The organism is Candidatus Woesearchaeota archaeon, from assembly GCA_018675335.1.
Taxonomy (GTDB): Archaea; Nanobdellota; Nanobdellia; order Woesearchaeales; family UBA11576; genus JABJCP01.
Genome location: JABGYH010000001.1, coordinates 101719 through 122096 on the forward strand (window position 1 = coordinate 101719; position 20378 = coordinate 122096).

The following is a 20378-nucleotide window of genomic DNA, read 5'->3' on the forward strand; positions in this document are numbered from 1 at the left end:
CATATCAAAAATACGCAAATTCTTTTTAAATTTAAACATGTCATTTATTTAATATAAAACTCACATTCTCTAAAAATAATTATCATCTTCTAAAAATAATTATAATAATACACTATAATAATATATTAGAATAAAAATTAAGAGATATTTCACCCAAACATTTATAAAAAAGAATACTAAAATAAACATAATATAGATTATAACTCAATATTTGGGCCCGTTGTCTAGTGGCTATGATATCGCCTCGACAAGGCGGGGGTCCCCGGTTCGAGTCCGGGCGGGCCCATAAAAATAATTTTAAAAAAGAGGTGTTAAATTTTTTATGGAACTTCCACAATATACGCTTAAACCAAATACATTTAGAATGGTTACTCCTTGGATCATTAAACTTCTAGTTTTATCAACTCTTTTTTATACAGGAATCATACTAGCAATGAAACTTTCATTAAAAATGGAAATTCCCAGTTTCATTCATCCAATAATTGGATTAGTTCTATTGGCATTAGTCATTATTCAAACAATTTTATACAAAGTTAAATTTGGAAAATTCAAATATGTTTTTTTCACAAATAGAATTGAATTTGAAGGTGAAAAACCACTAACATTTTTATTTACAGATTTTAAAAGCATAAATATCAAACAAGATTTCTTAGATAAACTATTTGGAACAGGAAATATACTTTTAGAACCTAATTTTAAAATAGATCATATTTCTAACATTAAACAAATTGAAGGTTATTTGAATCAATTAATTACTTATTTTCAAAAAAGTCGTTCATCATATCAAGGATTCAAACCATTTCATGACAATAAACAACCACTCAATAAGCAGTCTCAACAACCAAATTATAAGAATACACAACAAACTGCGACCCAATCAAATCCACAAACTAACACTCAAGCAAAACAACCCTCAACTCAAACACCTGCACCCTTTCCAAGTAACACTCCAATTCCAACAAATAATCAATAAAAAAAAAAAAAAATCATAATTAAACAAAAGCTTAACCAACTAAAACAAAGTTAAACAAATAAAATTATTGTTAATCGAGGTGAATAAATTGAAACTCAAAGCTAAAAATATGAATATCTCTTCAGGAAAAAAATTAATCGCAATTCTTAACAAAATAGATGCAAAAAATCTAGATTTACATATTGGAGATCGTATTCACTTAAGCAATGGTAAAAAAAGTGCTACTGCAATTTTAGACATTACAGATTCCTCAAAAATCGTTCCAACAGGAAAAATCGGATTATTTGATGAAGTATTAGCGGAAATTAGAGCAAAAACCGGTACTGAAATAAAAATTAAACTTGAAAAACTTCCAGAGTCATTAAGATTTATTCGAGCAAAACTCGAAGGTAAAATTTTAAATGAAAAAGAAATTTTTGCAATCACTCAAGATATTGTTGATAATAGATTAAGCCATATTGAACTAACTTATTTTATTTCAGGTTGTTTTACTCAAGGACTAAATCTTAAAGAAACCACCTATTTAACAAAAGCACTTATTGAAACTGGAGATAAATTAGAAATTAAAACAACTCCAGTCCTGGACAAACATTGTATTGGAGGAATTCCAGGCAATAGAACTACGAGCGTTGTTGTTCCAATTCTTTTAGCAGCAGGTTATACAATGCCAAAAACTTCTTCTAGATCAATTACATCTCCGGCAGGAACTGCAGACACAATGGAAGTTTTAACAAATGTTTCACTTAATTTATCACAAATTAAAAAAGTAGTACACAAAACAGGAGGGTGCATGGTTTGGGGTGGCGCAGTTAATTTGGCTCCCGCAGATGATAAAATTATCACAGTAGAACATCCACTATCAATTGATGCAGAAGGAAATTTGTTATCCTCAATTCTTGCTAAAAAAGGCAGTGTTTCCGCATCTCACGTTTTAATTGATATTCCAATTGGAAAAACTGCAAAATTAAAAAGTGCAAAACATGCACAGCATTTGAAAAAAGCATTCATCAAATTAGGTTCAAAGTTAGGTATGAAAATTCTAGTAACAATTACTGATGGTAGTCAACCTATAGGCAATGGCGTAGGTCCTTCACTTGAAGCAAGAGATATTTTATATGTATTACAAAATGATGATCGTGCACCTCAAGATCTTCGAAGTAAAGCACTACATTTAGCTGCAGAAATGATGTATTTTGTAGAAAAAGGTAAAAAAAGCAGAAAAGTTTATTTTGAAAAAGCAAAAGAAATACTTGATACGGGAATGGCTTGGCATAAAATGCTGGATGTCATTAATGCTCAAGGTAAAAAAATTATTAATCCAGATAAAATTGCATTTGCTAAACTTAAATTTAATGTAAAAGCAACAAAATCAGGAATTATTAAAGAAATTGATAACAAAGCAATTGCTAAAATTGCACGAGTTGCAGGAGCCCCAAATGATAATGCAGCGGGAATGCTGTTACATAAGCATGTTGGAGATCATGTATTAACAGGCGATAATTTGTACACGATTTATGCTGAAAGTAAAACTAAAATGGATTATGCTAAACATTTTAACAAAAATCTTACTAGTTTTATTATACATTAATTAAAACAAATTTAAAAAATAAAATAAAGAATGAATAAAAATATAATTCAAAAATAAATCTAAAAAAAAATAAATTATAACTTTAAATCTCCAAAATCACTTCCACCCGAGTCTCCAAAGTCTGATTTTGATGAATCAGAACTAGATGAACTTGAACTACCTAAATCTCCAAAATCACTTCCGCTCGAACTACTTGATTCAGACTCAGCATCATCTTTAGGACTTTCTGGAAGTAATTTTTTCAACAAAAGGCCAACTAATTCTAAAACTCCATAAATTAATATCAAGTCAATAATTACCCACATCCCAAAACTAAGTCCCCCATACGTCCAAAGTATAGCTATAAACGCTAAATAATAAATTGGAGTAGGATACGCTAGTGCGTAAGTTATTTTTGGTGAAAACTTATGTGCAAATGAAATGTAAGTAATAAATCCTGCATATGCAAGCACAAATAATACAACTCCAAATTTTGACCAAGCAAATTTTTCAAAATGATTTGAGAACATATATCTCATTAAATCTATATTTATCCAAAATAAACTAATTCCATTTCCAAGTGCAGTATTCCATCCAAGTTCTTCTTTTTTGTGAGTATCAAAATACATTATTAAAACAATCCACAATAAAACTATTGGTGCAAGTACCCATAACGCACTCAAATCATTAAATGGTGCTTTAATAATTTCTAAAAAAGCACTCCACATTGAATTATAAAAAGCCATTATCAAATAAAATAAACTTTTAACTATTAAAGTTTACTGTTTATATCAACCAAATTAGTCAATAAAAAATCAAACAAACTAAAAACTAAAATTTTAATCTCCTACTTTTTTTATTAAATTTTTCACAAAACATTTATAACCAATAACTCTATTGTAAAAATGCCTTTAGCAGTAACTCATATTTTATCAAGCATAATTCTTACAGACCTATATAGAGATTATATTACTAACCATAAAAAATTCTTCACACTTCACACTATTTTCATAGCAGGTATTGGAGGATTACTTCCTGATATTGATATTCCAATAAAACTCATATTTAATTTATTTAACTGGACGATTCCTCAATTTTTACAACATGGAGGAATTACTCACACACCTTTTTTTGCAATTCTTTTTTTAATTCCTGGATTAATTTTATGGGTTGAAAAAAAACAAAAGTTTGCAGCATATTCTTTTGTATTAGCATTCGGAATATTTTTACATATTTTTCTTGATTTTTTAATTGGTGGCGGTGCTGCTGAAGGAATCATGTGGCTGTATCCAATTTCCACGCAAGCATGGAGCATTCACTTAATTAGTTATTTTAATCTTGCAGATATTCCTGCAGCACTAGATGCCATAATTCTTTTAGCTTGGCTATATCATGAAGAAATTAAACATAAGATTACTGATTTTATTTAACAAAATTATTACTAACACAGTTAACTAAAACCTGTAATCACAAACTAAAACTAATTAATTCTGACTAGATATTATCAGCACCATTGGACAACACAAATACAAGCTCAAACTACTAGTAAACAAGCCAAAAACATCAAATTCAAGCTAATTCTCCTATCCATTGGACACTAGACTTCTTGAAATGAGCTATTTAAACAAGTTAAACCCAATTAATGTAATATACTCAAAAAAAAAATGCAAATTAAAAAAATTTGATTTTAAAATAATCGAGGTGAAAAAAATGCCTAAAGTTTCAAAAGATATTCCAATCTCAGAACTTACTCTGAGACGATATGAAAAACCATATAAATTAGAAAAAAGAGATTTAGTAAAAAAACTCTGTTTAAGTTGTGGTCTTCTTCAACCAGGCGATTCCAGAGATGTCATTGTAGATGTTCTTCAAGTTCTTTTAATAGCCAAAAAAGACCATCTAGAACTAAGTTCAGAACTTATTAAAGATAACGTAATCAACATAAGAAAAGCGGCAAATCTTCCAATGGTGGGTATTGCTTCATCAAATATAAGACGACAGATAAAACGCCTAAGAGATATTTATTTGGTTGAAAAAATGAAAAATAATTATAGAATCACTGAATTTGATGATGTTTCAGTTATTTTCGATCAAAAAATTGAACAATATCTTCTTCAATCAGTCGTGACTCGAGTAAAAGATTATTACAAAAAAGTAGATGAACATTTTTAAAAAAAAAAACACAATATCCTAAAAAGAATAAATTACACCCCTAATCATATTAAAGAATAATTTATATATACATTCAACCCAAACAATTGATATGCACATAATAGAACAAATTGAAATTATAGCAAAACAAGAATACGAAAAACATGATTCAAATCATCAGTGGAATCATGTAACTGAAGTTATGAATACTGGCCTCACTCTTGCAAAATATTATCCTAAAACAGATTTAGAAATTCTTAAAATATCAATAATGCTACATGATGTAATTTATACAAAATATAAAACTCATGTGGATAATTCAGCAGACTTTGCAAAAAAACTATTAAAAAAATTAAAATATCCCGATAACAAAATAGACAAAGTTATAAAAACAATTTTTTCGCATTCAGGCCCTCATAGAAGAAAATTTGGAGACGCAGATTTTATTGAAGGTAAAATAATTTATGATTCTGATAAATTTCGTTGTGCTTTATCAAAAGAAGGATTTGAAAAATATAAACTCAGATTTTACTTACCCGAAACATTAATATTAATTAAACAAGTAAAATAAGCACCAAAGATTTAAATAATTCATTTATTTTTTATTTATAATATGATTTACGAACCAGAAGATGATTCTTATTTAATACTCGACCCAATTAAAAAGTATTGCAAAAAAGAATTTAATGTTTTAGAAATGGGTACTGGTTCAGGAATTCTCTCATTTGTTGCTTCAAAAAAAGCAAAATCAGTCACGGCAATTGATATAAATCCTGAAGCTATTAAATATTGTAAAAAAGAAAAATTAAAAAATAAAATTAATAATATTAAATTTATAGAATCAAACTTATTCTCCAAACTACCAAAATCAACCAAACATTCATTTGATTTAATTATTTTTAATCCACCTTATCTTCCTCATGACCCTAATGAACCTAAAAATTGCGCATTAGCAACGTGTGGTGGAAAAAAAGGTTATGAACTTATTCAAAAATTTCTCAATCAAGTAAATTTTTATCTAAAACCTAATGGTAAAATTCTTCTTTTATTTTCATCATTAACAAAACAAATTAGAGTTAATGAATTTTTAAATCACAATTTTTTAAAACATGTTATTATTGCTGAAAAAAAGATTTGTTTTGAGAACTTATTCGTATATTTAATTACAAAAAATAAATTTCTTCAAATTTTAGAACATAAAAATATTTCTAACATCAAAAAACTTACTCAAGGCCACAGAGGGTGGATTTTTACTGGAGACTACAAAAAGAAAAAAGTCACAATCAAAATTCAAAGAACTGATATTGATGCTAAAGGAACAGTTAACAATGAATCATCAGTTCTAAAAAAACTTAATAAATACAATCTTGGTCCAACAATTTTATTTTCTGATAATAATTATTTTGTTTATGAATACATTGAAGGAATTTTTCCTCTTGATTTTTTTGAAAAATCAAATAAATCAACAATTAAAAAAATAATTTTTGACTTATTTGAACAAATGTTCACACTTGATACACTTAAACTCAATAAAGAAGAAATGCACCACCCAGTAAAAAATATGTTAATTACAACAACTAATAACTCCAAACAAAAAATACAACTCAAAGAGCAAAACGCACCACTTAAAGAACCAAAAGCAATACTCATTGATTTTGAACGTTGTAAACCAAATCCTACACCTCAAAATGTAACTCAATTTTGCCAATTTGTATCTGCAGGAATTCTTCTCAAACTTTTTGAAAGAAAAAACATAAAAGTCAACACAGAAAAAATAAGAGAACTTGCTAAAGAATACAAACCAACTTATTCAAGAAAAACATTTGAAAAAATACTAAAAGAAATAAAATAAAAAAAAGTATTCAAAACAATTCACAAATCTAAACAACAGAATCCAAACCAATAAAACCACTTTCCCTCAATTCATCTTCTAACTGAAACAAAAATGTATGTAAAAACATCACTCTTTTTTCTGCAAGGTCAACTGCAGTTTTTGTATTCAATATATTTATTGTTTTCAACAGTCTAGCATAAAACAAATCAATCGCATATCGCATTGGATCTGGTTCTCTTCCAGCACAAAATGGATCAATACAATCATAAAACTTCTTTTTCATTTGCCCTCCTGAACAAAATGTTCTCATTATAGCAATTGCACCCGCACATTCTAGTCTATCTGCATCTTGTAAAATTTGTGATTCTTTTAAATCTGATTTAATTCCTTTTGAAAAACTATGTTCACTTATTGCCCTAACAACCAACTTAATTTTTTCTTTTGGATACATAGATAATTCTTCAAGAATAATTTTGGAAACATTTGCGCTATGTTCTGCAGACAATTTTGAACGAGCATCATCTTTAGGATAATTAATGACATCATGAAATAATGCTGCAGGCAATAAAACTTCCATGTCTCCTCCTTCAACTTCACTAATTAATTCAACATTTTTCAAAACACGCAGAGCATGAAAAAAATCATGAGATGGATCATCACAACTAATTCTTTGTCTGGCTTCTAAAATTAATTTTTCTTTTAGTTTTTCATTCATTTTAACAAACACTCCAAAATATTAATACTCTGCCAATTTTCTTAACCTGCGCAATGTTGAAGTAGGATAATTAACATAAACAACCCCATTTTCAAAATTCCCCGAAACACTCTTCTCAAACCACCAACACAATCTTTCAGTTGATTTATCCAATGCTTCAAAAGTGCCAATACTTTTTCTTCTTAAACTCACATATGTTTCCTTAGCTCCAAAAACTAACCAATCATAAAACCTCGGTCCAGTATTTATGTACCCTTCAGAATCATTTATTTCTTTTCCAACCAACCAATCTAACAAATTAGTTTTTGCAATTTCCAAATTTTCAACCATATCATAATAAGTATCAAATTCTATCTCGTATTGCCTACCACAATCAATAAACTGTTTTATTCCTTTTTCTCTTTCGCACTCAGCTGCAATTTGTTCTTGTTTATTTGATACAGTAGCATTAACCGTTCGTTCCAATTTACTTATCTCAACCACCATTAAAATCCCCCTTCAAAATCAATGAATATTAAAACAACCTTCAAATATATCAACTTTATTCAATAAAAAGTTGAAATAATAAAAATAATTATTAAAAATTTAATAAAAAACATAACTTTTATATATAAACAACCCCCACTAACCATTATGAGAAACTTAACACAATCAGAAAAAAAAGTTTTAGAACTACTCGAACAAAATTGTAGATTATCTTCAAATCAAATTGCTAAACAATCAAGACTGTCCCCCGAAGGAGTTATAAAAATAATTAATAGATTACAAACTAATAAAATAATTATCAAGTTCAGTAATAAAATAAATTATTCTAAAATAGGATTTAAATTATATCCAATTCACCTAAAACTTAAGAAAGTCACTAAAAAAACAATTCAAGAAATAAAATCAATTCTTAAATCCTCAAAAACAAACGTCTGGTACCGTTTTTGTGAAGGCGAATATGATCTCTTACTCAGTTTTAAAATATCTGATGAATATCAAAAAAAAGATATGAACCAAACCCTTAACAAAATTTCAAAACACATACTAGAAAAAGATGTATCTCTAGTCCTAAGTGCTTTTGAACTTAGTAAACCATTCACAGAAAAAAAGAAAAGCAAAATATTTCAAACATATGATTGTGAAGTAACCCCTGAAATAATATCAGAACAAGAATTAAAATTAATTAACTGTTTAAAAGAAAACTCTCGAACACAAATTATAGATATTGCAAAAAAACTAAAAATGAGTAGCGCAAGCATAATTACCAAAATTAAAAAACTCCAAAAGCAAAAAATAATAACTGGTTTTAAAACAAAAATTAATGTTGCAAAATTAAATTATCAACCATGCATTGCATTACTTACTCTAGGACCCCACACGAAACAAGATTTATCAAAATTTATTACATACTGTCAATTAACTCCAGGAATCCATTATTTAGTTCACCAAATTGGAAAATATGATGTTGATGTAACATTTGATGTCATTAACGTCAATGAATTTTACAAAATTATAGAGGACATAAGAAATAAATTTGAGTTTATAGAAAAAGTAAGCACACTAATCGCAAAAGACATCTAACAAAAATAACTAAACAAAAAAATAGAAAGTAATAAAATAAAAAATTTTAAAAAATTTAGTCTCGTCTTTTCTTTTTCTTAACTTTTTTGATATCTTTTTCTAAATCAAGTTTGTCAAGTAATTCTTTATAACGATTTCTAATAGTAACTTCTGTCACTCCCGCAACATCCGCAACTTCTCTTTGTGTTCTTTTTTCACCATGAATCAAAGCACTGACATAAAGAGCTGCTGCTGCAATTCCTGTTGGGCCTCTACCACTAGTCAATTCTGCTTTTTGTGCACTCTCAAGTATTTCTACTGCTTTTGATTGAGTTTCTGCACTTAATTTTAGACTACTTGCAAATCTTGCAATATAATCTGCAGGATTACTTGGTAAAATTGTAATTCCCAGTTCACGAGTTACGAATCTGTATGTTCTTCCGACTTCTTTTTTCTCAATTCCACTAGCTTCACTAAGTTCATCTAATGTTCTTGGTACTTCATGTCTTCTACATGCCGCATATAAACTTCCAGCTACAACACTTTCCATACTTCTTCCACGAACAAGTCCACGTTGTACTGCTTGAGTATAAATTCTTGCAGCTTCTTCTTCAACACTTTTTGGAAGTTTTAAGTAAGAACTTACTCTTTTTAATTCTGCGAGTGCCAGTTTTAAATTTCTTTCAATTGCAGTGGATATCCTGTATTGCCATTTTCTTAATCGGAAAAATTTGTTTTTTACTTTTCCACCAAGTTTGTACAAATCAGTTTTTTGTCCAACTTCAGTTCCCAATCCTTGATCGTATTGAGTATAAGTCATAGGTGCGCCAGTTCTTCTTCTTTTTTCAGCATTATCGTCATCAAATTCGCGCCATTCTTGAGTAAAATCTACCATTTTATCTTCGACTACTAAACCGCAATCTTTACAGATGACTTCACCCTTATCTTTATTTAAGAAGAGGTTGATCCCCCCACATTCTGGACATTTTTTTACCATATCAGACATAATATATCACCCTACAATAGGTTAGTTAATAATAATCATCGTCAATTTTTAAGACCTAGACACGTCTAAGTTGTTTTTTTTACTCACCACAACCCTTTTTAACACCGATAAGTTTTTAAAATAAAAGTTTTAATAAGATAGTCATTACAACAGATTTATATACTAAAAAGGAGTACCACTATATAAAGCTTACGGTTTTAACCCCTTTTTTTAGAAAGCTTTTTAAATCATGCCAAAGAAGCTTTTTAAATGTTATTATCCTGATCAATAGTTAATAATTTCAATTTATAACAAACAAATAAAAAAATTACAAAATTTTATAAACGAATTAAATTCTCAAACGAATACACCTGCCACGGTGGCACAACCTGGTACTGCGCTGGCCTTGAGACCCGCGCAAGGTTTTAAAAAACTGCTACTTGCGTACAAAATTCATTTTGCGAGTAAGCCAGTTTCCTTCGGGATATCCCGGTTCGAATCCGGGCCGTGGCGTTCATTTTTTTCACATAAACAACCCCCACACCACAAAAGACCAAGTTCTATTCATTTCTTATTTTGAGTGAAAATATATACACAATATTTAAGTATCAAGTATCAACTACTCAATAGTGATGTATAAAAAATTAGTTTTGAAATCAGGAACTGAAATAGATAGAGTTAGTTCATTTGTAGTTCAATTAGTTGATGATTCACTAAATATTTCAAACCCATTCGAATATAGAGACAGAACACTAAGACAAATAAGCGCAGCCAAACTAAGCTCAGACTCAAAAGAATATTTACATAACTTAGTTGGAAGAGTTGTAAGAGCAAGAGCACTCATTAAACTTCTAGAAAATAAATACGGAATCAAACAATCAAATGAGTCATCGCCACTAGGTGCTGAAACTTTAATCGCAAAACCTGAAGGACTATACAAAGAACTAAGAAGATATATTCCTCAAGAAGGTTTAGAAATAATAACTCATAATGTGTTAGTAGGAATAAGAGTTCCAGATTATCAACGTAGAAACGATGAAAAAGGAACTTTAGGTATTGCCAGAGGAATAGTTATTGATCCATTACAATTCGATCTTACAAGAACTGCAAGAAGAATTGAACGAGATTTAAAAACTAATTTTATGGCTATGAGTTATGTCATGCCAACTTATGAAAAATTTTTAAAAATACAAGAACCTCATGAAAAAGACAAACTTCTCGCAGCATTATTTGGAGCACCAATGATTGAAGATACCTACTTACAAGATCAATATTTATCAATTCAAAGACATGAAATGCGACATGTTATTGATCTTTTGCTTTATCACAGAAGTCAATTTACTGAAACCGCTGCAGATTTGTTCGCAGATAGAACTCCAAAAAACGGATTTAAAAGAGATTTAGAAAGAGAAGTTAAAAGAATTGAATCACACGCTAAAATATTTTTTTCTGATGCGAGTGAAGAAAAAGAAGAAAAAAAAGCTAAAATAGATAAACTAAATGATCTATGGGCAAGAACTAAGGCTGCTTATGAACAAACTGATTCTCTTGAAAATAGAACATTAAAAATTTCGTATTTACTATCAGTAGTTCCTGAACACCACATTCCAGAAGTTTTAACTAAACTTTCTCAAATTTAAAAATTCTAAAAACTCAACAACCCAAATCTTTTTAAAACAACATCCCAAAATCTAACTTATGAGATCTGACCTAGAACAACGTCTTGAAGAATTAAAAACTGAGACTGCTCAATTAGAACATTTAAGAACAAATTTTCCCAGTTCTAAAGGAGTAGATTTTGAAGATATTGATATGATTTCACAATACACACACGTAAACAATAATATTTGCACCATATTTTTAATCTTAGAAGTTATAGATCTTGAAAATGATTCTGAATCTGAAATTTTATCAGATTTACAAGATATAGAAAAAGGAGTTAATCTTCTTGATACCTATTTTACCCTTCTTCAAAAATTACCTGGTTTTGCAAACAAAGAATTCAGCAAAGGATTTTTTAAAAATCACTGTGATGAAACAATAACAAGTTCTGTTGCGAATTATGTTATTTATGCAAATGATAAACTTGGAGATTTTGATTGTGTAGAATATGAATCTACTCATAACACAGGAACAAATCCAGATTACTTAAATGCGTTCGGACTCAATCCAACAACAAGGGTTGGCTGGCAAACATTTACTGCAATGTGCAGGGAAGATTCGTTTAAAACATATTCAGAATTTTATGATCCAACTTCAATTACGATGGCTGCATCAAATCCAAAAAAAGTTCAAAAAATTGATGAGTTAGCAATTAAAGCTCGAGAAGCAGGAATCAAAAATGATCTTGCAGCTGCAACAACTGCATATGATGCAATTAAAAAAATATTAAAAAATAATTAAATTATTTTTGTAACCATTTAGGTCCCACCACAACATACAAACATTCTGGTTCTTCTTCAATTGAGTAATCTCCACAATAATGAGAATAATGTGGTTGAGGTTCTCCTTGAATTGTCACTTGTTGATCTTTAGAAAATTTTACATGAGTTTTAACATCAGACATATTAAATGTTGAAATTAATTGACTTTTGTAATAAACAACGCAACCATCATTTAATTCAATTCCATAATAACAATGATATGATCCTGAACTAGGATATCCTCCAAGTCCATTTTTCCCACATTCTTCAAATTTAACAATTCCAGTAAAACTGGTTTGTTTATCTAAATAATCACAATTATGAAATGTAAAATTTCGCGCATTCATCGAATCTGAAGATTTAAAAAAAATAAGTTCTGAAAACGTTTTTTGATCTGAATTATCTTCTAAGTCACCCGCAATTGGTTTTGAGGAAACAGTTGGTAGGTTTTTTTGAGTAACACAACCAACTAAAAACAGCAGTAAAATTCCTAAAATTATAATTTTGTATTTCATATCAATTTACAAATTAGTTTACGTTTATATGAGTTTCTAAAGCTTTCAAAATTATTCCCCCTTTAGCAATTATAAAAATTTAAAAATAAAAGAAAATCAAAATAATTCAAAACATGATAATTCAACTTGAAGTAATATTAACAACTGCTTGTGAAAATCTTCCAGTACCATTTACATTATTTGCCCAAGAAGATCAATGTACGAGACAAGTAAGTTCTTGTGATTATTGCCAATTAAATCAAGATGGATCTCATTCTTGCAATAAACCTTTTGAACCACCATATGATTTTATGAGAATTAAATATATTTAAATTTTAGATATGTTTAATTTTTCCAATTTGCCAATCGCGAAGAATCATTCTACCAGTAACTTCCATATTTGGCGTGCCACCTTTTTTTAACTTTTTATATTTGATTGCAATATTTTCTAAAATTTCTTCAGAGTCTTTTCCTAAAACTCCATAAAATTTTTGAATTAATCCTTCGGTTTCATCTATTAATTGCATTGCGGCGAGATCTGGTTCTTTAATTTTTGAATAATCAATTGCAGAAATTTTTACATGTTTTCTATCTGTATCTTCTTTGTAAGGAATTACTCCGGGAGTATCTAAAAAAACAATTTTTCCACTAGCCCTTACTCTTTGAAGTCCTTTTGTATAACCACTTTCAGAACTTGTTTTTGCAGCACCACTTCCCTTTAATGCATTAATTAAACTACTTTTTCCAGTATTAGGATATCCTAAAACTCCCACTTTTACTTGTTCACCTTTACTTATGCTCATTATTTTTTCTCGAAGCATTCCAGTTCCTAAATGATGAACAGAACTAATAAAAACACTATGTCTTAATTTTTTCTTTTCTTTTTCGAGTTTTACTTTATCAACTAAGTCACATTTATTTATCACATAAATTAATGGCTTACCTGCTTTTTTTACTTTATCTTCAACTTCAGAATTTCTAGTTTCAAATATATTTCTAGCATCAAGTACTTCAAGTATTACATCTGCTTCGATTATTACTTTATTCACGACATCCCAAAATGAAACCATAATACATTTTAAAAAAGGATTAGCTTTATAAACATTCTCTTAAAGTAATTTAATATAATATAAAATATAAACCGATTATTTTATATACTAATAATCTCCCTCAAAGAGGGTAAAAGAGGCGTTATAGTGGCTAGAATCTTTAAAACAATTAAAAAACACCAACATACTTACTTTCTCATAAAATGACCAAGATTAATAAGCTAGTAATGCATGGGTTTAAATCCTTTGCAAGTAGGACTGAGATTTTACTAGGTGACAGATTTAATTGTATTTTAGGACCTAACGGCAGTGGAAAATCTAATGTTTTAGACGCACTATGTTTTGTATTAGGTAAATCTTCTGTTAAAGGACTAAGAGCAGAAAAATCTGCAAATTTAATTTATAACGGTGGAAAAACTAAAAAACCTGCAAAACAAGCAGAAGTTTCAATTTATTTTGATAACACCAAAAAAATTTTCCCAACTGATTCTGATGAAGTTAAAGTTACAAGACTGGTAAAAAAGAACGGTCAAGGAGTTTACAAAATTAATGATCAAACAAGAACAAGAACTCAAATTCTAGAATTATTATCGCTTGCAAAAATTGATCCTGATGGATACAACATTGTTCTTCAAGGAGATATTAACAAAATTATTGATATGACTCCGACTGAAAGAAGAACTATTATTGAAGAGATTAGTGGAATTTCTATTTATGAAGATAAAAAACAAAAAGCAATCAGAGAATTAGATAAAGTAGAAGGCAGGCTAAACGAAGCAGCAATTATCTTATCTGAAAGAGAAGTATATCTTCAAGAACTAAAAAAAGAAAGAGATCAAGCAAGAAAATTCAAAAATTTACAAGATAAAATTAATTCTAATAAAGCAACTTTTTTTCATAGGCAAATTCAAACAAAAAGTGCAGAAAGAGAAGAACTTGATGAACGAGTAAAAAAACATAATGAAAAAATTATTCTAACTAATGAAGACATCACTAAAATAAAAAAAGAAATAGCAGAACTCAAACAAGAAATTGATAATATTAACAAAGAAATCGAACATAAAGGAGAAAAAGAACAACTAGAGCTTCACAGAGAAATTGAAAAAACAAAAATAGAAGTTGCAACCGCAAAAAATCGTATTGAAAGTTGTAAAGATGAAATTTCAAAAATTGATAGTCGTAAAGAAAATCTTGGCGTAAACTTAAACGAATTAGAAGAAAAAATTAAAATAACTAAACAAAGAAAAGAAGAAATTGCTAAAGATATTGATTTTAAAAGAAAACAAGGAACAGAAATTAATATTAAAATTGATCAATTCAAAAAGAAACATAAATTAAATGAAATTTCTACATTCGAAAAAGATATTGATGAGTTTGATAAAAAAGCAGAAGATTTACAACTCGAAATTCAATCTCTTCGTCAAAAACAACAAGAATTCTTACGAGAAAAAGATAAATTAGAATTTCAAATTGAGTCTGCTGATGAAAAAATTAACAAAGTTTTAGAATTAGAAAAAGAAAATAAAGAACAAGTTCAACAATTAAAACAAAAAAAAATAGAATTCAAAAATTCAACTTTAGAATTAAATAAAATTCTGGATCTAAACACTAGATTGTCTGCAGAAGGTCAACAAGCAAGAACTCAAATGTTATCAACGCAAGAAGAATTATCTCGCCTTCGTGCAAAAAATATGCAAATTCAAGAGAAACTTGGCGGAAATATAGCAATTAAGAAAATTTTAGAAAACAAAAAGAAATTTCCTGGAGTTTATGGTACCGTTTCTGAGTTAGGTGAAGTTAATTCGAAATATTCATTAGCACTAGAAGTTGCGGCAGGAAATAAAACGAAAAGCATTGTTGTTGAAAATGATAAAGTTGCAGCAGAATGTATTACGTATCTTAAATCAAATAAACTCGGAATTGCAACTTTTCTTCCGATAAATAAAATAAGATCAAGATCTGAAAATCCCGCAATTAGAAATATTGCCACAAAACCAGGAGTTCAGGGAAAAGCAGTTGAGCTTATTTCATTTGATCCTAAATTCAAAAATATTTTTAGCTACATTTTTGATAACACCTTAGTTGTTGATAATATTCAAACAGCAAGAAATCTAGGCATTGGTATTGCTAAAATGGTTACTCTAGATGGAGATATAGCTGAAGTTAGTGGTGCAATGCAAGGTGGTTTTAGACGCCGCAAAGAAGGTGTTGGTTTTGGAGAAAAAGAAGTTAGTAGCAAAATTGCAGATTTAGAAAAAAGAAGTGCAGATTTAGGCATGCGACTATCAAAAATTGAAAAAGATAAAAATCAAAGTGAAGAAGAAATCACTAAACTCAGACAATTCAAAGCACATCTCGAAGGAGATATTATTAAATTAGAAAAAGCTTTGCATCTTGATTCTGATGATTTAGATATCAATAAAAAAATCAAAAAAGAATTTAAAGAAAAAGTAATCATAGTGGATAAAGAATTACAACTTGTTGTAGGCAAACTTTCTATGCACAATCGCGAAATTGCAGATTATAAAATTAAAAAACAAACACTAAGAACTAAAGTTAATGAGCTTAGAAGTCCAACACTGATTGCAGAATTAAATGCATTTGAAGAAAAGAAAGTTGAACTCAAAGAATCAATAATCAAACAAGATAGCGAACATAATTCAGTCAAGACACAATTAGAAACAATGTTATTACCTGAAAAAGAAAATATTCAAAAAGTTCTAAAGCAGCATGATAAAGAAATTGACGCATTCGATAAAGAAGTTAAAACATTATCAGATAATATTCAATTACAAGAAAGAGATCTTAAAGGAAAAGAAGAAAAGCAAAAGAAATTTTATGCGCAGTATAAAGATTTATTTAACAAAAGAACTAAATTTTCAGATACAGTTAGTAAAAAAGAAAATAGATTATTTAATCTTAATGATGATTTACGAAAAAGCGAACACAAAATTAATACAATCAATATTGAACTTGCTAGAATCAATGCAGAACTCTCTGCAATCAATCACCAATTTGAAGAATACAAAGAATATCCTATTGATCAAGAAAAATCTGATTCTCAAATCCAAAGAGAAATTACTCAATTTGAAAACATAGTCTCAGACCTAGGCGCAGTTAATCTTAAAGCATTAGAAATTTATGATAATGTTGAACGAGAATATAATGATTTATTAGATAAAAAAAGCAGACTTGCAGTTGAAAAAGAAGATGTTCTCAAATTAATGGAAGAAATTGAAGGCAAGAAAAAAATATTGTTCTTAAAAACTTTTGATGCAATTCAAGAACATTTCCAAGAATTATTTAGAACTCTAACAACTAAAGGAGAAGCATCTTTAGTCTTGGAAGCTCCTGAAGATCCATTTGCAGGAGGATTACATATCAAAGTTAAAATTGCAGGAACTAAATTTTTAGATATTCGTAGTTTAAGCGGAGGAGAGAAAACAATGACTGCTCTTGCGTTTATTTTTTCAGTACAAGAATATGATCCTGCTTCATTTTATGTCCTTGATGAGGTCGATGCAGCACTTGATAAGAAAAATAGCGAGAAACTATCAAGTCTTATTCAAAAGTATGGTGAACGCGCACAATATGTGCTTATCTCCCATAATGATGGAGTTATTTCTAATGCTGATTGTTTATTTGGAGTTAGTATGAATACAGATGGCAAAAGCAAAGTTCTTAGTTTAAAAATATAAAATAAATTCTATAAACCAGGTGAATTCTGAATGAAATGATGAATACGCCAATTTTGGTCAAGCTTTTCTAAAAAGATTGGATGAGAAAAGCAAAGTTCTTAGTTTAAAAATATAGATAAAAAAACACAGACTTAATGCATAACCAAGTTGAATTCTAAATACAATTAATAAAAAAAATAGAAATAAAATCAACCAACCATTTTCTCAAGATGTTTTTGAATTTTTTGTTTATACTTAAATGCTTGAGATAATGAATCTTTTTTAGCTTTCAATATTTTATCAGCAACAGAATTCCACCGATGATCATTGCCAAGTTCAGTCCAAACAACATCCATATTAATACCAACTTTTTGCAAACTTTCAGTAGTTGCATTTATTTGATCTAAATCAACATTATTAATAATTGCACTTCTAAAATCAGGCGAATAAATTTCTACAACAAGACCATAAATAATTGGTTTAGTAGTTCTTTTTTTCGCATAAAATTCAGATAACCTTGCTTTAGCATAATTTTCTTTTGTTTTAAACTTTTTTTTAAGCCAAATAGGAATCTTAACAACAAAAACATCTATCACATTCTTTCTAATAGCATAACTATTTTCTCGAAATGCTTTACCTATTGGAACTCCTGATTTAATTTTTTTATCAATCTGTTTAATTTCAGATGTCCAAGAATGCTCAAAAAAAGTTATAGCAAATGTTCTTGAAATATTTTCAGAATCCATTAAATGAGCTTCTCTTATTTTAGCAGTATGCCTAATTAGTTTAATATGTATTGGACCATACTTATCTTCCAAAACATCAGTATGTAATCTATTCACAAGAGGAAAATGTTCCATTCTAATCTTACCTTCTAGTTTTCAATTGAAGTGCAATAACCACCATAACTACAAGACCGTAAGTTACTAAAACAATCTCTAGAGGATAATGTTTTTGAAGTATTAAAATAACGCCTGCAATAAACGCAACAAGTCCTGTAAGAAGTAGTGTTGCTTCAATTAATGTTCTAAATAGACTTCGTTTAATACTGTAAACAAACTCAAATACTTCTTTTTTTGCATCTTCAAACCGTCTTCTAATTCGATACCGAGAATTCAAATAATTAATCATAATATCTCCAAAATTATCAGCTACATCCATTGCTTTATCTAACTTTGAAGGTTCTTTTTTTATTCGTTTTGTTGCCAATATAAATCACCCCAAAATATTAAAAAAAATAAAATAAAAAAAATAAAAATGTATAAAAATTATCTTTTACGTCTAGCAAGTGCAATTAAAGCTGCCCCCACTGCCGCAGTTACTGCAACCGCAATAATTACTGCTTTATGTGGATCTTTTTTAACATGTGCTGCTAATTGTTTTTCCATTTGTCTAAACTTTTTTGATACTTCTTTTACTTTTTGTTTAGCTTTTTGTTCAGTATGATTTAATTTTTTTACTGCTTTCTTTTCTACTTTTTTAACCTTTGCCACAGCTTTTACTTTTGCTTTTTTAACTGCTTTTTTTGTAACTCGAGTAGTTTTAATTTTTACTGCAGAAACTTTTTTCTTAACTGTTTTTTTAACCGCTGAAGCTTTCTTTTTAGCAGCGCTTTTAATTACTTTTACTTTTTTCTTAGCTCCTTTTTTAACTACTGCTAGTTTTTTTACTACTTTTCGTTTAACTGCAGATTTAACCCCTTTTTTAACTGCGGATTTTTTTAGAACAGGTTTCTTTTTTGAAATACTTTTTTTACGAGTTACTTTTCTTTTTGTTGCCATTAATAAAACACCTCTTTTTCATAAACATAATTTAAAACACAATATTATTTAAAAAATTTATTTTCAATTAAATTTAAAACAGCATAAACCAGTTTTAATTTATTATTATTTTAATTCTTTAGTTTCTGCCGAATAAGCTTTAATTAATACAAAAAATAATGATATAAGTAGTGGACCAACAATAAGTCCCATAAGACCTAAATAACTTAATCCAATAATAACTCCGAGTAAAACCCAAACAGGGTGAATATCCGATAATTTATTAACTAGTTTTGGACGAACAATATTGTCAGACGTTCCAATAACGAGTATTCCCCATAAAATAAGTCCGATTCCCCCCGTATAATTTTGATCAAGTAAAAGAAATATTGCTGCAGGAGCCCAAACTATTGCAGTTCCAACCATAGGAATAACTGAAGTTACGGCCATTACAAATCCCCAAAAAAATGCACCATCTATTCCAAAAATTAAAAATCCAAGACCTCCAAGAGTTCCTTGCAATAATGCAATCACGCCTTGCCCTATAAGCATGGCTTTTATTAATTGTCGAGAATTGGATAAGAGATACTCACTAGCTTTTGGTTTTAATGGTAAATGATTTTTAAAAAAATCATAAATTTGTACTTTATGAAGTAATAAATAATACATTAAAAAGAATGAAATAAACATTGAAAGAACAAATGAAGAAATTTGAGAAATAACTGCAGGAATTTTTGAAGTAATATAAGAAATTGAATTTGAAGATAACTTTTCCAGTGCATCAGTTTGAATATCCCACGGACCCAAATCATTAATTTTTTGAATATATGTATCAAAATTATCTAAATTATTAACAACTGATGTGCCCTGAGAAATAAGTACGCCTGATAAAAATAATAATGGAACTATAACAATAATAAGTGCGATAAACATAGTAATTATTGCAGATAATTTGGGTTTTTTAATTTTTACATTTAATTTTTTAAACAATGGATTAAATAAAAATGCTAATATAAATCCTCCAAATATTGCAGAAAAATATGGTTTTAACATATATATTAATAAAAATCCAAGTCCGAATATAATTCCTAAAAGAATATAATGTGCAATTCTACCTTGAAACCCATAATCGGTTTTCTCACTCTTTTTAGAACTTACCATTGTTTACACTCTTTTTTAAAAATATAGTAATTAATTTTTAACCA

At 28.7% G+C, this 20378-nt stretch carries 21 protein-coding genes and 2 tRNA genes; 13 read left to right on the forward strand and 10 right to left on the reverse strand.

Annotated elements, in window-relative coordinates; translation table 11 throughout:
* Nucleotides 1-213: 213 nt before the first annotated feature.
* The 3 genes from HN587_00490 to HN587_00500 all read left to right on the forward strand — a co-directional run bounded on the left by HN587_00490 (nt 214) and on the right by HN587_00500 (nt 2561).
* Nucleotides 214-286, forward strand: a tRNA-Val gene (locus HN587_00490).
* A 36-nt stretch (nt 287-322) separates the two neighbouring features.
* Nucleotides 323-973 carry a hypothetical protein gene (locus HN587_00495; protein ID MBT7902312.1) on the forward strand — a complete coding sequence of 217 codons (651 nt, stop codon included), beginning with the start codon at nt 323-325 and terminating at the stop codon, nt 971-973.
* An 88-nt stretch (nt 974-1061) separates the two neighbouring features.
* Nucleotides 1062-2561 carry an AMP phosphorylase gene (locus HN587_00500; protein MBT7902313.1) on the forward strand — a complete coding sequence of 500 codons (1500 nt, stop codon included), beginning with the start codon at nt 1062-1064 and terminating at the stop codon, nt 2559-2561.
* A 74-nt stretch (nt 2562-2635) separates the two neighbouring features.
* Here HN587_00500 and HN587_00505 read toward each other — a convergent pair whose 3' ends face one another.
* Nucleotides 2636-3286, reverse strand: a complete 651-nt coding sequence (locus tag HN587_00505; GenBank protein ID MBT7902314.1) for a hypothetical protein — start codon at nt 3284-3286, stop codon at nt 2636-2638.
* Nucleotides 3287-3445: 159 nt separating this feature from the next.
* On the opposite strand from HN587_00505, the gene HN587_00510 reads away from it, so the two are divergent.
* From HN587_00510 to HN587_00525, 4 genes are all read left to right on the forward strand, one after another.
* Nucleotides 3446-3970 (forward strand): metal-dependent hydrolase, encoded by a 525-nt coding sequence (locus tag HN587_00510; protein ID MBT7902315.1) that lies wholly within the window; start codon nt 3446-3448, stop codon nt 3968-3970.
* Between the two features lie 280 nt (nt 3971-4250).
* The gene (locus tag HN587_00515; protein ID MBT7902316.1) at nt 4251-4712 is read left to right on the forward strand and encodes a hypothetical protein; all 462 of its coding nucleotides are present in this window, start codon (nt 4251-4253) and stop codon (nt 4710-4712) included.
* 91 nt (nt 4713-4803) lie between these two features.
* Nucleotides 4804-5262, forward strand: a complete 459-nt coding sequence (locus tag HN587_00520; GenBank protein ID MBT7902317.1) for an HD domain-containing protein — start codon at nt 4804-4806, stop codon at nt 5260-5262.
* 45 nt (nt 5263-5307) lie between these two features.
* On the forward strand, nt 5308-6543 hold the full coding sequence (locus tag HN587_00525; GenBank protein MBT7902318.1) for a methyltransferase domain-containing protein: 1236 nt from the start codon (nt 5308-5310) through the stop codon (nt 6541-6543).
* 28 nt (nt 6544-6571) lie between these two features.
* On the opposite strand, the gene HN587_00530 is transcribed toward HN587_00525, so the two are convergent.
* Together HN587_00530 and HN587_00535 are read right to left on the reverse strand one after the other, a co-directional pair.
* Nucleotides 6572-7240 (reverse strand): HD domain-containing protein, encoded by a 669-nt coding sequence (locus tag HN587_00530; GenBank protein MBT7902319.1) that lies wholly within the window; start codon nt 7238-7240, stop codon nt 6572-6574.
* Between the two features lie 21 nt (nt 7241-7261).
* A complete protein-coding gene (locus tag HN587_00535; protein ID MBT7902320.1) occupies nt 7262-7726 on the reverse strand; it encodes a hypothetical protein in 465 nt (154 codons plus the stop codon).
* A 147-nt stretch (nt 7727-7873) separates the two neighbouring features.
* Between HN587_00535 and HN587_00540 the strand changes: the two genes are divergently transcribed.
* Complete coding sequence (locus HN587_00540; protein ID MBT7902321.1) at nt 7874-8806, forward strand: Lrp/AsnC family transcriptional regulator; 933 nt, start codon at nt 7874-7876, stop codon at nt 8804-8806.
* Nucleotides 8807-8861: 55 nt separating this feature from the next.
* Here the strand turns inward: HN587_00540 and HN587_00545 are convergent, their stop codons facing one another.
* Nucleotides 8862-9791, reverse strand: coding sequence for a transcription initiation factor IIB (locus HN587_00545; protein MBT7902322.1), 930 nt, complete (start codon nt 9789-9791; stop codon nt 8862-8864).
* A gap of 352 nt (nt 9792-10143) precedes the next feature.
* Between HN587_00545 and HN587_00550 the strand changes: the two genes are divergently transcribed.
* The 3 genes from HN587_00550 (at nt 10144) to HN587_00560 (ending at nt 12173) form a co-directional block, all read left to right on the forward strand.
* Nucleotides 10144-10283, forward strand: a tRNA-Ser gene (locus tag HN587_00550).
* A gap of 119 nt (nt 10284-10402) precedes the next feature.
* Nucleotides 10403-11410: a hypothetical protein gene (locus HN587_00555; protein ID MBT7902323.1), complete on the forward strand. Its 1008-nt coding sequence runs from the start codon at nt 10403-10405 to the stop codon at nt 11408-11410.
* A gap of 58 nt (nt 11411-11468) precedes the next feature.
* On the forward strand, nt 11469-12173 hold the full coding sequence (locus tag HN587_00560) for a hypothetical protein (protein ID MBT7902324.1): 705 nt from the start codon (nt 11469-11471) through the stop codon (nt 12171-12173).
* Between the two features lies 1 nt (nt 12174).
* On the opposite strand, the gene HN587_00565 is transcribed toward HN587_00560, so the two are convergent.
* Nucleotides 12175-12708: a hypothetical protein gene (locus HN587_00565; GenBank protein MBT7902325.1), complete on the reverse strand. Its 534-nt coding sequence runs from the start codon at nt 12706-12708 to the stop codon at nt 12175-12177.
* A gap of 113 nt (nt 12709-12821) precedes the next feature.
* Between HN587_00565 and HN587_00570 the strand changes: the two genes are divergently transcribed.
* The gene (locus HN587_00570) at nt 12822-13019 is read left to right on the forward strand and encodes a hypothetical protein (GenBank protein MBT7902326.1); all 198 of its coding nucleotides are present in this window, start codon (nt 12822-12824) and stop codon (nt 13017-13019) included.
* Nucleotides 13020-13022: 3 nt separating this feature from the next.
* Here HN587_00570 and HN587_00575 read toward each other — a convergent pair whose 3' ends face one another.
* Nucleotides 13023-13757, reverse strand: coding sequence for a GTPase (locus tag HN587_00575; GenBank protein ID MBT7902327.1), 735 nt, complete (start codon nt 13755-13757; stop codon nt 13023-13025).
* A gap of 182 nt (nt 13758-13939) precedes the next feature.
* Between HN587_00575 and smc the strand changes: the two genes are divergently transcribed.
* Nucleotides 13940-17434 (forward strand): chromosome segregation protein SMC, encoded by a 3495-nt coding sequence (gene smc, locus HN587_00580; GenBank protein ID MBT7902328.1) that lies wholly within the window; start codon nt 13940-13942, stop codon nt 17432-17434.
* Between the two features lie 188 nt (nt 17435-17622).
* On the opposite strand, the gene HN587_00585 is transcribed toward smc, so the two are convergent.
* From HN587_00585 to HN587_00600, 4 genes are all read right to left on the reverse strand, one after another.
* Nucleotides 17623-18273 (reverse strand): hypothetical protein, encoded by a 651-nt coding sequence (locus tag HN587_00585; protein ID MBT7902329.1) that lies wholly within the window; start codon nt 18271-18273, stop codon nt 17623-17625.
* A 7-nt stretch (nt 18274-18280) separates the two neighbouring features.
* Nucleotides 18281-18622 (reverse strand): hypothetical protein, encoded by a 342-nt coding sequence (locus tag HN587_00590; GenBank protein ID MBT7902330.1) that lies wholly within the window; start codon nt 18620-18622, stop codon nt 18281-18283.
* 59 nt (nt 18623-18681) lie between these two features.
* Nucleotides 18682-19194 (reverse strand): histidine biosynthesis protein HisIE, encoded by a 513-nt coding sequence (locus HN587_00595; protein ID MBT7902331.1) that lies wholly within the window; start codon nt 19192-19194, stop codon nt 18682-18684.
* A 105-nt stretch (nt 19195-19299) separates the two neighbouring features.
* On the reverse strand, nt 19300-20334 hold the full coding sequence (locus tag HN587_00600; GenBank protein ID MBT7902332.1) for an AI-2E family transporter: 1035 nt from the start codon (nt 20332-20334) through the stop codon (nt 19300-19302).
* Nucleotides 20335-20378 lie beyond the last annotated feature (44 nt).